This is a genomic window from Blautia luti, from assembly GCF_033096465.1.
Taxonomy (GTDB): Bacteria; Bacillota; Clostridia; order Lachnospirales; family Lachnospiraceae; genus Blautia_A; species Blautia_A luti.
In genome coordinates, this window is sequence record NZ_AP028156.1 from 1967467 (window position 1) to 1980587 (window position 13121).

A 13121-nucleotide genomic window follows, 5' to 3' on the forward strand; every position below is an offset into this window, starting at 1 on the left:
CTAATCCCTTTTATTTTTCATCGGCAAATATTTTGAATGCCTCTTTCAATGCCATAAAATGTCTTGGGCTGTATCTAATCCTGCGTGCTTTACCTTCAGGCATCTCTATTCCAATATCTAAAGTTTCCTCAGATCCTGGTTCAACTTCCATCTGCATTACCTGATCATATAAAGAAGATATCTTCTTAGAGCAATAATTATATTCTGCCGCACAGTTTGGACATAAGCACAACGAATTCCATCCGTATTTCCCGCTATTTGCCAACCTCTCTGGTAGCTTACTAAATTTTATAATGTTGATTGCTTCAAAGTAATGTTCTCCATTATATTTTCGTATCTGTTTTAAACAGATCTGGCAATGTCCATCATATTCTTGCTCCAGGAATATTCTTTCTTCTTTATTACTTGGTCTACTTGAAAACGAAAGACCTCTTGCAACACTTATGAAATTATCCATAGAATCGGCTAATTGGCGATCCAAATTTTGCTCTCTTTTCAGTTTTCCTTTCTCAGATATCGGTGAAATTTCCAACTCCATGTCATCTTTTCCCGATTCTCTCTGTTTTCTATCCCCTTGTTCAATTAGTTCTTTTGCTGATTTTACCTTGTTTTTCTTTGCTTCCATCTGAGCTTCATTCTTTGCCATTGCTTTCGCAACTTTAGCTAATGCTTCTGGATCCGCAAGGTAATGTTTTATCAGATTTAAATCAGACTTATCATCTATATTTGCATCCAGCCATTCTGTCAACGCACTTTTTACCTCTTTAAACGGTAAAATAGCCATCAGTCTTTTGGCTGTTTTATACTCAGGAAGTAAATCTTCTTTATCAATTTCAAGAGGCCTATGCGGAAAAGGATCTCCCTGTATATAAATCCATTTTTCGTAGCACAACTGCAGACCGAGCATAGAATAAGCCATCATGCTTTCTACATTTTTCCCACTAAAATGTTGATCGTCTGCTGCCACTAATTCCCCTTGAATATCAAAGTTCATTGCATTTGGATTTAAAAATCTGGCAATCGATAATGATTTTTCTTTTGTCATATCAGTAAAGATATCTGGAAATCCCTCATAATTAAAAGACCAGTCCAATTTCTTTGAGATATAAGTTTTAAAGAAAATGTTAGTTCGGTAATCAGACTCTGCCTTTGCTCCACAATACTTCCGAATAGCACGTAAATATTCGTCCCTTGAAGCAGGCATCATACGAATTCCTGCATTGCATCCAATCTTTTTAAAGAAGTCTTCATCTAATTTCAAGCTCCTTATCGTTCCATCGAAATAAGTATCTGCAAGATATTTGATTCTTATAATACCCTTAACTAATGCATAGCCGCTTCTTGTGTCATTGGAACAAAGATACATCTCCTCGGGTCGGTACCAGTTCTTACCGTCTGTAACGATGTATTTATCTTTTATCCGTTCCAAAATAGATGTATTTGTATAAATAGCATCCTTAATAACTTTCAGATCGTCAATATTTTCTGTTATTGGATCCTTCGTTTTAAATTTTACATTTGCACTTTCATATTTAGGAAGTATGTTTTCAATCGTTTCCTGTTCAATATTGTATTCCGGTATTTCGAGGGCACGTCTATAAAAGCTCCGGATGCACTCATTTTTTATAAATGTACTTTCTATTCGATACTTTGCAATGTCTGGATTGTTCAAATAAACCTGTAATTTTCCATGTTCATCACGGGCACAAATTTGTTCCTGACTTACAGTTCTTACAAAAGGTATCTGAGAAACATCAATATAATGACTATCGTAGGTTGCCCTTTTTATACAGTAGCTTTCAATTCTTGACATTAGTGCTTCCATCCAGGACAACTGTTTCTGGCTCAGGAAGAATGCATCCATATTCAAGACTAAATCTTTCCACTCTAACGTCTCAAGTTTAAAGTTTTGATTCAAAAAGGCTCTGGCATCACGATATGCTTCCGTAGAAAATTCCTTTGCCAGCCAGCTTATATTTCTCTTTCTTCTTAATGCTCTGAGATCATTATCGTCAAAAGTATCTACTATAATCCCCCATAGTGGTACACAGATTTCCTGAATTTTTTTAAACTCTCCAGGAACATTTGTTGGTAACAAAGCCTCTTCACGGATCATGTCTATACTGTTCTGGTATATCCCATACAATACATCATCTGCTTCGTACTCATAGACAGGAAAAACTGTATTAAATCCAGATACTGATAAATACTGATGATTTTTCATCCATTGGAATGCAAACCATATCAATTCTCCTACTGCTTTTATCAATTCAATATTATGCTTGCCATATTCTGCACCTTCTTTGAAATTATCCCTTGCCGGTGTCGTATCAAATGGTGCATGTATATAAAAATTCTGATGTGCTTCTTTTGCAGTCGGGAAAAACGCATAAATTTTACTATTTTGGATTGCTTTCAGCTCTTTCCCTTCTACCCGGAATATAATTGCTGTTGCTTCCGCATTTGCATCTGTAAAAAACAAATAATCTGCATCTTTTGTTCTAGTTTGTTTAGAACGAGTATTCGTTATCGTCGTGTTCATATTCAATCCAAATACATTATCTGCGTATGCTTTTTTATCTAAAGAGTATTTTGCTTTATTTATTTCTATTTCTTCCGGATATCCGTCAATTTTTATCCTCACATCCGAAATCTGATTTAACATAATGATGCTTTCAGCCGTTATTTTCTTCGTTAAAGCATCTCTAATTTCCTGATATGCAATACTAGAAGGAACTTCCCCCTTATCAAAAGGCAGAATCATGCATGTTTCATCGTAAGCAATCTCTTGACTTCCTGGTACTTCCTTTGGAAATAACTGATTCTGAATTACAAAATGATATTCGCCGGAATAAATATATGGGTGTTCCGTATAACAATACACCGACTTGAATCCTATTCCAAAATGTCCTATTCTGGTTCCATCTTCCTTTGTACCGTTTGCAATACCGCACACGCCTTCAATGTCTTTTTCATTAAAGGGACGTCCATCATGTTCAATAACCAGTTTTTCTTTCTTCAAATGAAATTGTATTCTTGTAGCTCCAGCATCTTCAGCATTTTGCAGGATTTCATAAATAAAATGCGTTCTATCACTGTATTGGTTAATAATGATCCGCAGAATCTTTTCAGCCTCTGTACCGTACTTGATTCTATTCGCATCACTAATTTGTTTATATAACTCCATTTCTACTATCCTTCTCCATAAAAACTGTCAGATATTGTATGTATTTTTTCATTTCTTCCTCAGTAAATCCTAACTCCGTTTCTGTCATTTGGATTACTCTTTCTATATTTTCCGGATTACTTTTTAACTGATCAACCACACCTATATCAAATAACAGTTTTAATTTTCGTCTTTCATTAAACTGCTCAGGTGCCAAATCTGATATTAATCCAAGTAATCTTCTTGGTGACTCCAATAGTTCCAATCCATATTGATCCCGAATATACTTCATAGTATCAAGCATCGACTGATTCACCGCTTTTTGTGAGTCGGGTTCTATATCAAGAACTCCATATGCCAATAATTCAAATAATATATCTGCTTTGCTTTTTGCATCTTCAAGCTGATGCATATGTAAATCATAATCTTCCTGAGCAATACGAATTTTTCCAGTCATCATCTGAATATAGTTCTTCTTACCGCTATTATTCTTCAATGCATCTTCTAGTGACTTCATACGCGCAGTATGACTTGTACGCAGACTGGCTTCTTTATAATTGATCATTTCTTCTGTTTTTTCTTTATGTTCTTTTAAAGCCTCAGTCCAAAAGCTATGATGTGTTGCATCTACCGCTTTCCAACTTTCTTCTTTTATGTCAGCTAAATAGTTTACTCCACAACTTTGCTTTAACAATTCGAACAATATCCTATTTAAATTCGTATTGGAAGAAACCGGAATCATTTGAATATCTTCCCGTTCTCCGGATAATTTCCATTGATAAATTGCAAACGGATACACCCCAGCAGCAAATTGATCCGATTCCACACGTAATGAGGTCACAACTTTCCCCTTACTCTGTAAATAATCTGCTGCAAATTTTACAAGGGGATGCGTAATTGAAAGCAACGTTGCTGACGGATTTTCTTTCCAACACTTACTCTCAAAAGTAATCTCCATTAACTGTTCTCCGGATTCCAACCATCTACGCCACGACCTATTGATTTCATTCCGTGGCAATTTTGCACGTTTAAAATCATCCAGGAGTGACATTCTGGCATCTTGAGATAGTCGTAATTTTTTCAATTCCTTTGTACCCAGAATATACTCTTTATCGGCTTCCAATCTTTGTTTTAAATAGCACTGTACTAAATTCTGTATATTTTCGGATGAAAGCCAATAATTCGTAGCATTTTTCAACTCGCTGTCAAAAGCAGACTGCGGAACATGGATTCCAAACAGGTCCCTCTGTTTTTCTTCAAGTTCTTCCTGTTCCTTGAGAAACCGGACTTTATTATCTGTCATCTGCTGCATCTTCTCACGACGATCCTCATCAGATAATTGGAAATTATCAACCAGCTTCCTAATCTCACCTGTAATTTCTCCCAGAATATCTTCACAATCTCCAATTGAACTATGGAACACTCCGATTCTCATCAAACATCTTTCATATATATCTGCATCTACTGTTCCCGGCGTAACCATATTATAAATAGCAACACTTTCACTGGTCTGCCCGTTACGATCAATACGACCAATTCTCTGTTCCACTTTCATCGGATTCCACGGAAGATCATAATTCACCATACAATCGCAGAATTGATAGTCCAATCCTTCGCATCCAACTTCCGAAAACAATAGGATATCCAAGGCCGTTTTATCCTCGCAAGGTGTCTGATTCGGATTAAAACGTTTTCTCAATTCACGTCTTTCTTCATCTATGACATCTCCATGAATTAAGCCAACTCTCAAGCCTTGCTCTGTTAGTTTGTTATATAAATAGTGCAACGTATGCCGGAAACTACTAAAAATCATTAGTTTATTCTTAGTTTCCGTTTGTTTTTTCTTAACAATCTCCATTAACGCATCAAACTTAGGATCCTCATCCGGCAGTGCGTCAGCAATCTCTAAAATTTCTTCTATTTGTTCCTGAATTGAAAAAAGTGATTTATCATGATTCAATGCAGAAAGATCAATAGATTCATCATCATTGTCTGTAATTTCATACAGATGCCTATAAAGAATACTTCTCAACATTGGTGCCAATCCAAACAGGCAGCTAGCTGTCTGACGTCGAATCGTTGTCATCATGAATTTTGTATTATCTGTACAATGAATCGTAGAGAAAATCTCGTGCACGACCTCCAATACTTTATCATGTAGCTCTCTCTGTTCAGGAGTAAATTCAACTGTAACTGTATAAGGCTTACGTATTGTAAATTCTCCAATATCCCGACGCCTTGTACGGCTGATTAAATTTGAAAATGTATGCATATTTTCAATATCAGAAATCAGTTGTACTCTTTCTTCAACAGATATTTCGTTTTGATTTAGTACACGTATAATTCCTTCCATTGTCGGATTACCCTGAAATACTTTTTTCCCCCAGGAAGTATTACAGGCATTTATAATCTGTTCATAAGCGTTTTCTTTCCAGCCCTCTTTAAATCCCCTGACATACGTTGAAGCCATATTGATAAACTGATTTGGCTCTGCCATATCCTGAAATGTCTTTCTGTCGATAATCAAATCTGGACGTAAAAGATTCAATAAAACAAATAAATCGTCGTATTGAAGCTGAACAGGAGTTGCCGTTAATAAAACTACGGCTTCTGCTGCATCACAAAACCGACTAACGGCACGATAGCCATAAGTCGCTGTATTTCTAATGTGATGTGCTTCATCGACGATTACCAGATCAAACTCCGGTGGATCCACTTCCATCAGACCTTTATGTTTTTTATTTCCAAATACATTACTTTCATCAAACAAGGAATACGGGATAATCGCTTTCTTATATTTTTCAGGCCATTCTCCTTCCATATCAAGTTCATTAATACAATGGCGGAATAAATCTCCGTCCAATGCCGTAAATTCCTCGCCAAATCGTTTCATCTCCTCTTCCCATTTCCGTTCTGAGACTAACGGACGAGGACAGATAATCAATACTGAATCTAAATTTCTTCTAGCCTGCAGTTCTCGAAGAATCAATCCTGCTTCTATCGTCTTTCCGACACCAACACTATCTGCGATTAAAAGGCGTGGTCTGTCCGCACGTATAAATTTAAGAACTGGTCGAAACTGGTGTGGAATAAAGTCAATCTTAGCTGTATTTAAAGAATACAATGAAGATATAGATGGATTGCGAATCAAAGACGCAGTCAGACCTGCATTGAATCTCTCTGCATCCACTTTCTCCATTTCTTCATCAGATTCCTGAATATCAATCTGTGATTCATAATATGTTTGTATACCGGCTGCTGTAAATACCTGATATCTTGTTTCCGGATATCCTTCCATAATATTCACTATTGCACCGGTAATACTCTTATCAGACTTTAATGTAATTACCTGTCCCTGTTTAAATCTACTCATAACTCATTCTCTCTACTCTTATTTGTACTCAATGCCAGCCAGCAGCCTTACCTACCTCATCCGCACAGATAAAGCCCAGTATTGCTGCGAGATATTCTATCCTATGATTTACAATACCAACCATGCACAAAACTATAATCGCTCTGCTACCAACCCATATACCATTCGCTCCATGATTATGATTTTTCCGTAATTTGAAAAGCATATATTGAATCAGCAACGTGAATAAGAAAAAAAATAGTCCATAAATTGTTAATTCTAGCATCTCTTTAACCTCTTTAAGATATTTCCATTCGATATATTCCAAGTTCTTTGTTGGAGCATGTTCTTATCCCGACACTATCTCTTCCCTGCTCATATAATTTCTGTACAATGTGATCAGCTACTTCCTTCTCTATGGCAACTTTATTTAGTCTGCCTTCTGCGCGAAATTCATATATCCGTTCATTGTTGTCAATCAACCTGTCTATATATGCCATAAGTCGATGTCTCATCCGAAAGGAACATCCTCTCTGAACAAAATAATTTGCTTTCTTACTTCTACATGCTGGCAAACTGCTGTCCGCTTTGTGATCCCGATTTATTAATTCATCTGTCAGATTAAAATAATTATATATCATGGACTGCTTATTCTGCCCTGTTGCACCTATATCCCAGGTAGCATCTAACTGATAGGGTTCTCCATCAATATCCACAATATTCCATGCATGCGGCACGCACTGTCCGCTTTTTATTGAATCACCAGTTACAACGATACACTTCACATCGACTGCATTTAAAAGAACTTTTACTGCTTTAGCAATCCCTTCGCACTGAGCTTTATGATGTGCAAAAACACCGAGAATATTGTGTGAAGCAATCACTCTGGATACTTTATCCTTATCAGTTCCTTCGTAATCATATTCAACATTCTGACAAATCCAGTCGTGCACCCGAAGTTCTTTTTCATAATCATTACATTCCAGCAAATGCAGCTGTCCTGCCAGTTCATTTACTACTTTTTCAATTTTACGATTATATTCTTTTACCTTCTCTTTCGTAAAAAAATACTGAGGACATATCGCAAGACGTCCAAACATATCACTGGCAGTGCTACAAGCGGATTGATTCAAGAAATAAATCAATGGATTATCCCTCGTCATTGCCATGAATATACGCTCAGAACTCTCCTGGCTAAATTCTCCACGCACCGGAATTGGAATAATCTCCTGATGTGACATTACACCTTTATAAAATGCCTTATAGATCGCCTGCTCTTGTTTATTCAGTTGATGATAATAATAGCGGTCTACAATCATTTCCTGTGACTCCCTTACTCTCCTGTAAAATACACCATCACTACCGTGATATCATCTCCACACCCGAGTTCACTGGTCTCTGTCAGCCAGTTCTTCAGATTTGCCTGTACTGTCTCAGCTCCATGCTCTTGAATCATCTGCAGATAATCCTTACATGTCTTCTGATACTCTTCATCAGAAGTATAACTATTTGCAAATCCATCTGTAGAAAGAATGTACATATATGGCTCTTTGCTTTCCATTTCCCGTCTCCGCACCGATGCCACAGCTTTTCTCCAGGCATCCGGTTTTGAAAGGGAATGTGTCTCTGTTCCAAGGAATTTCTCTGGTTCCACCAGCGGTGCCACTTCATCTTTTGTCACAACACTGATATCACCATCTCCGATCTGGAAAGAAAAAACAAAACTGTCAGTCACCAGCATTCCAAGCAGTGTCGTTCCATACAATGAAAATACAGACGACCACTTGATATTTCCATCTTCATCGGTCATTCCATCTACTTTATTTTTATAAAAAGACTGTTTCACTCTTGCCTGCCACTCTTCACATACATCCTGGGCAAACCGCATATCCCCTTCCCGGTTAAGGAAAGTAATCAGATTAGAAAGTCCTGCTTCATCTTCTCCATAAACTTTCAGGTAGTTCTTCATGACTTCATAGAAAGAATTAACAGCAATCATGGAACCTCTATCACTTCTTGGACATTTAGAACTTCCATGTCCGTCTGCAACTGCGATGATTGCAATTTTATCTGAAATCTCTACAATTCGTTTATTATCCTGGCAAGGCATTTGGTTTCTTACGTGAGTCGCACCCTTGACGATTTCGTCACATATATAGCGTTTCATCCGACTCCTCCTCTTCTTACCAGACAGCTCCTTCATCAAAATCATCTGGATTTGGAATATTACTCATATCAAGTACCAGTGGTGCCCCATTGTTTGCCGGTGCAAACGGATCATCTGCCGGTACAGATGCTACGGAAGCTCCTGATGCAGCTGCAGGCGTGGATACGGATGCTGCAGGTGTAGATGCTGCAACCGAATTCATTGGCTTACTTGATGGTGCGGATACCATAGAAGCTGTGGTAGATGCCCATTTAATCATTTTTGCAAGAGCTGTTGCATTGTTTGCCTGCAATACAAGCTCTTTATTTCCAGTAAATTCAATAAGAACCTCATCGTCTGCATCTTGTCCAATAGAAATTGCAATCTTCACTGCTTTTCTAAACCAAGGAAGCTTTTTCAACTTCTCCATACTCTTTTTATAATCATCTGTCGGCTGTCCGTCTGAAAGAAGCACAATAACCGGTGGTAATGCTCTCTCCGGCATTGGTGGAATACTTAACTGTGCTGCCAGAAGATCAAATGCTTTTCCAAGTTCTGTCAGTCCATTGGCATCCATATCTTCCCATCCATAATCCTCTACTGGCACTGGACTGGATGTAATCCAGCTTGCTCCTGATGAGAACTGTAATGCACGGATCAGAAGCTGTGCATTTGGATTATTGTCCGCTGCAGAGCGCATTTCCGGTATGCACTCCTGAATCGTATTGTTTACGATTCCAATTTTTTCTCCATACATAGATCCAGAACAATCTACTACCCAAAAGAAATGAATCGGTCTTGTTGCTAATTCTCCACCCGGTCTCTGTAATACTTCCATGACTTTTCCTCCTTCATACTTCAGCTATACACATATAGTTTTCATTTCGATCTACGACAGTGAATTGGATCATATCTCCTACATGAACTCCAAAAGCTGCATCTGGTTCAGTTAAAAGCATGCCAACTAGTTGTCCATTCTTTATCCCTTCACATCGAACCCAGCATCCTTCAGGTCTACGGCCGCCATGAAGCAACATTACCAGAATATCATCTGGAAACTCACTATTTCTGCAACCATCCAAAACTGAAAGTCCTCTAGTGATTTCTACTCCATCACTGTATTTATATCCAATTTTTATTTTAGCTATTTTATCTAAATGTCTAAACTCAAATCCTTTACAGTCTTTTACAATAAACAAATCGCAATCTTTTACTGAAGCAGAACGATATTTTGCTGAAATGGTATTATCTCCGCTATATGATGTAAGTCCTTCATCTGTGAGTTTAGCACATGTGAGTATTTCATAAGTTAATCCCGCTTGATGATCCACATATCCATACGCCAATACCCCGTTTCCATTTTCATGATCTGGTAATTGCTGCGTTACTTTTTGATAGTTTTTACCCGCCGAAATAAAACAAATTCTATGGTAAACATCTCTATAAGTTATATCTTTTGCTTTCATACCCCGTTTCCCCCTTAGTTAAACTCCCCTATTGACTCTGGAAACAAAATCTTAACACCTTTTGCAATTCCAGCTGTTCTTCCTGGTGCAACCGGAATTTGTGTACCATCTGCTTTCTGATAAGTCCAGTTCACTTTATCTTCATTCCGAATTCCCCAAAGTGCCGGGTTCTTCGGATTCTGAACCACTGAACCTACTACGGTATCCATATCAAAATCATCGTAAACATGATGATGTAACAGCTTTGTATTCTGATGTAACAGCACTCGGTTCTTTCCAATGATAATCTTATTTGGTACTTGTACTGTCTTTCCGCAGTTCCAACAAGTATGTGCCACACCCTTTGCTTCCAGATTCTCATCATAGAAAAGCTGAGCACCGCAGGAACACTGTAACATTCCGCTCATCATGTTAGAGAATAACGTCATCCATTCCGGCTCCGTAATACGTTTGCTCGGCTCATTCAGTCCGACTGTAAATGCTTTAGTAAACATCTGACGCAATTTTTCCGGATACAGTGGCCAGTAAATCGTTGCATTATCATGAATTCCTTTTACCGGTCTGTTCGTCTTATTATTCGGATCAAAGATAAATACTGGATCTGTACCATACAGCTTCACTCTGGCAGCCATATCCATACATCGAATACTTGCTTCCAGTTTTCCTTCCAGTGGATGATTTACCATAAAAAGATAGAACAGTAGCACGGAAAGTGAATATCGGTCTGTATCTTTGGATGGTCGTTTTTCTCCTCTTACAATCTCTGGTGCCATAAATCCCGGTGTACCAAGAACTCCACCTGGCTTACTGTTATCAAAGGATACGTTGTCATTGTCACAAATCAATACATCTCCATTATCCGGATTAAAAAATAAGTTTCCGAAAGAAATATCCTGATACTTGGCTCCCATGGCGTGCAGTTTCTGGTAGCCTCTGGTCAGATTAAAAGCAGTTCTGCACAGTGTATAAAAAGATGGATTCACACGTTTCTTCATCAGATCCACGATACTTTTATAATTTTTTGGTCGAAGAGGCATGATATAACCATACAGATCACTTTTCGCCGGCACAATCAGCTCCATAGGCCAGAGAAAACTTTCATCCGGTGAACCTTTGACAATGATTGTTTCCAGAATCTTTTTCTGACGCTCGGTCGCACTGCCTTTAAAGTACCATTTCAGAGCATAATGACTGCTGCCACATTTCACATCATAGACTTCTCCCTGTCCACCGGCTCCCAGGAGACTGACTACCTCATATTTATTTCCACTTTCTGAAGTGAGTATTGTTCCATTTTTTAATTGTCCTTCCATTATGGTATCTGCCTCCTTTGTTTGATCAACTGCAATACCTGATTTACTACACTGCCATCCGCCACGATCATGCAATAGGATTTATTTCCAAACTGCATCTCGCAGGCATTGCTGTATGGAGTAATTGCGGTCAGATAACGATAAGTCTTGTCAAATCCCCATTCCGTTGCCTGAAACACAATCCTTTGATTCGTTATGTATAGAATTCCCCGGTGCTGCACAAGTTCTGTATGCTCGACCGTTCTTCCTCTTCCGGAACTCCATCTGGTTCCATCAAATAATCCTGGGGCACTTCCTCCCACATGACGGAACTCTTTCACTGTTTTCTGCTCCATATTGATTGCCTTATCAATAAAGTGAATCTTTTCTCCACGTTTCAGGAACAGTTTGTCTGTGTTTAAAATTGGAAGTCTGCCTGCAATGATCTCCTGTCTCGCTGCATCCGGCAAAATCGTTGTCACCGTAGGAATCTGGTTCCGATTTCCAAATAGTGCATCAAAAAGTCCCATCCTCTCACCTCTTTACCCAGTCAATATACCGTAAATCTTCTCTTTCGTTGTCGCATAGCAGGCGACAATCTGAAACTCATGCTATACCAGCTGATATTTAAATTTGTTCTTTCTTGCATATTCTTCTGCATAAGACCCAAAAGAACATTGAATAATAAACTGCTTGTCTGTATTGGTAAATGCGTCCTGCCCGATCTGCTTTACACTGTCCGGAATTACAATGAAATCCAAAGAACTACAGCCGAAAAATGCACGTTCACCGATTGCTCCCAGTTTTTCATGTAACTCCACTTTTTTCAGACTCGTACAGCCTTCAAACATACGATCCGGGATTCTTCCTATATTCTCTGGAATCGTCACATGCTCCATTGACTGACAATCTGCCACCAGTCCATCGCCTAACCAGAACACACTCTTCGGAATCTCGATGGTCCGCAAGCCTGTTCCTTTCAATGTAGCGTCTCCGATTGTCTTCAATGCCATCGGCAATGAGATTGATTTGAGACTGCTACAGTTTTCAAAGGCTGAATCTTCAATCTCCTCGATACTAATCGGCAATACCACCTGATGTAGTTTGTTGCATCCAGAAAAAGCATTCCGTCCAATATACGCTATTCCTTCTGTCAGAATGGCTTCCTCTGTCGGAGAATTGCTGAAGCTATCATCTGCAATCTCCACTACCGGCATATTCCCAGATCTGTTCTGGAAAATAATCGTCTTGTTCTTATCCCCACGGAATCCAGTCACTGCAAGACCTTTTCCCCTACGGCTTTTCTCATATGTAAAAAGATCTCCATAAGATCTGCCAGAAGATGACTGTTCTCCCTGAATTGCCGGTCCGTTTCCCTGCTTCTGTATGGAAATGTCACAGGCTTTTCCCAGCACTCTTCCTCCATAGCAGGAACACCATATGGATACAATCCAGTCTGCATTGACACGGCTCATGCCAAAATCGTCCATAAGCTGCTTCACATAGCGGAAAGCAAAGGTATTATTGATATGGGAGGCACTCTGGATATCCTGTGCAATTCCCATGTTATATGCCATCAGCAATAAATTGACATTCTTCGCCTGATCTGGAAATAAGTCTTTTACCAATGCAGTAAATTTCTTTCTATCGTCCAGAGATGCCTGGTGTCTCGTAAGCATCTCTTCAAAATCCTGTTCAA

10 protein-coding genes are annotated in these 13121 nt (G+C 38.7%); all 10 read right to left on the reverse strand.

Annotated features, from left to right (window positions below; all coding sequences use genetic code 11):
* Positions 1 to 10: 10 nt before the first annotated feature.
* The 10 genes from R8695_RS09325 to R8695_RS09370 all read right to left on the reverse strand — a co-directional run bounded on the left by R8695_RS09325 (position 11) and on the right by R8695_RS09370 (position 13101).
* On the reverse strand, positions 11 to 3187 hold the full coding sequence (locus R8695_RS09325; RefSeq protein ID WP_154780331.1) for a sacsin N-terminal ATP-binding-like domain-containing protein: 3177 nt from the start codon (positions 3185 to 3187) through the stop codon (positions 11 to 13).
* Positions 3174 to 6539 (reverse strand): DEAD/DEAH box helicase, encoded by a 3366-nt coding sequence (locus R8695_RS09330; protein ID WP_154780330.1) that lies wholly within the window; start codon positions 6537 to 6539, stop codon positions 3174 to 3176. The genes R8695_RS09325 and R8695_RS09330 overlap by 14 nt, the downstream gene beginning before the upstream one ends.
* 28 nt (positions 6540 to 6567) lie before the next feature.
* The gene (locus R8695_RS09335; RefSeq protein WP_154780329.1) at positions 6568 to 6804 is read right to left on the reverse strand and encodes a hypothetical protein; all 237 of its coding nucleotides are present in this window, start codon (positions 6802 to 6804) and stop codon (positions 6568 to 6570) included.
* Between the two features lie 13 nt (positions 6805 to 6817).
* The gene (locus R8695_RS09340; RefSeq protein ID WP_154780328.1) at positions 6818 to 7837 is read right to left on the reverse strand and encodes a transglutaminase domain-containing protein; all 1020 of its coding nucleotides are present in this window, start codon (positions 7835 to 7837) and stop codon (positions 6818 to 6820) included.
* Between the two features lie 14 nt (positions 7838 to 7851).
* Positions 7852 to 8685, reverse strand: coding sequence for a PP2C family serine/threonine-protein phosphatase (locus tag R8695_RS09345; protein WP_167515472.1), 834 nt, complete (start codon positions 8683 to 8685; stop codon positions 7852 to 7854).
* Between the two features lie 16 nt (positions 8686 to 8701).
* Complete coding sequence (locus tag R8695_RS09350) at positions 8702 to 9502, reverse strand: vWA domain-containing protein (RefSeq protein WP_154780326.1); 801 nt, start codon at positions 9500 to 9502, stop codon at positions 8702 to 8704.
* A 13-nt stretch (positions 9503 to 9515) separates the two neighbouring features.
* A complete protein-coding gene (locus R8695_RS09355; protein ID WP_154780325.1) occupies positions 9516 to 10130 on the reverse strand; it encodes a hypothetical protein in 615 nt (204 codons plus the stop codon).
* A gap of 14 nt (positions 10131 to 10144) precedes the next feature.
* A complete protein-coding gene (locus R8695_RS09360; protein ID WP_154780324.1) occupies positions 10145 to 11443 on the reverse strand; it encodes a serine/threonine-protein kinase in 1299 nt (432 codons plus the stop codon).
* Positions 11443 to 11952 carry a hypothetical protein gene (locus R8695_RS09365; RefSeq protein WP_154780323.1) on the reverse strand — a complete coding sequence of 170 codons (510 nt, stop codon included), beginning with the start codon at positions 11950 to 11952 and terminating at the stop codon, positions 11443 to 11445. The genes R8695_RS09360 and R8695_RS09365 overlap by 1 nt, the downstream gene beginning before the upstream one ends.
* 81 nt (positions 11953 to 12033) lie before the next feature.
* Positions 12034 to 13101, reverse strand: a complete 1068-nt coding sequence (locus R8695_RS09370) for a leucine-rich repeat domain-containing protein (protein WP_154780322.1) — start codon at positions 13099 to 13101, stop codon at positions 12034 to 12036.
* Positions 13102 to 13121: the final 20 nt, after the last annotated feature.

Bases quoted from the DNA above. Each gene is read 5' to 3' on its own strand.
- R8695_RS09325 (WP_154780331.1), bottom strand. From the start codon at position 3,187: ATGGAGTTATATAAACAAATTAGTGATGCGAATAGAATCAAGTACGGT.
- R8695_RS09330 (WP_154780330.1), bottom strand. From the start codon at position 6,539: ATGAGTAGATTTAAACAGGGACAGGTAATTACATTAAAGTCTGATAAG.
- R8695_RS09335 (WP_154780329.1), bottom strand. From the start codon at position 6,804: ATGCTAGAATTAACAATTTATGGACTATTTTTTTTCTTATTCACGTTG.
- R8695_RS09340 (WP_154780328.1), bottom strand. From the start codon at position 7,837: ATGATTGTAGACCGCTATTATTATCATCAACTGAATAAACAAGAGCAG.
- R8695_RS09345 (WP_167515472.1), bottom strand. From the start codon at position 8,685: ATGAAACGCTATATATGTGACGAAATCGTCAAGGGTGCGACTCACGTA.
- R8695_RS09350 (WP_154780326.1), bottom strand. From the start codon at position 9,502: ATGGAAGTATTACAGAGACCGGGTGGAGAATTAGCAACAAGACCGATT.
- R8695_RS09355 (WP_154780325.1), bottom strand. From the start codon at position 10,130: ATGAAAGCAAAAGATATAACTTATAGAGATGTTTACCATAGAATTTGT.
- R8695_RS09360 (WP_154780324.1), bottom strand. From the start codon at position 11,443: ATGGAAGGACAATTAAAAAATGGAACAATACTCACTTCAGAAAGTGGA.
- R8695_RS09365 (WP_154780323.1), bottom strand. From the start codon at position 11,952: ATGGGACTTTTTGATGCACTATTTGGAAATCGGAACCAGATTCCTACG.
- R8695_RS09370 (WP_154780322.1), bottom strand. From the start codon at position 13,101: ATGCTTACGAGACACCAGGCATCTCTGGACGATAGAAAGAAATTTACT.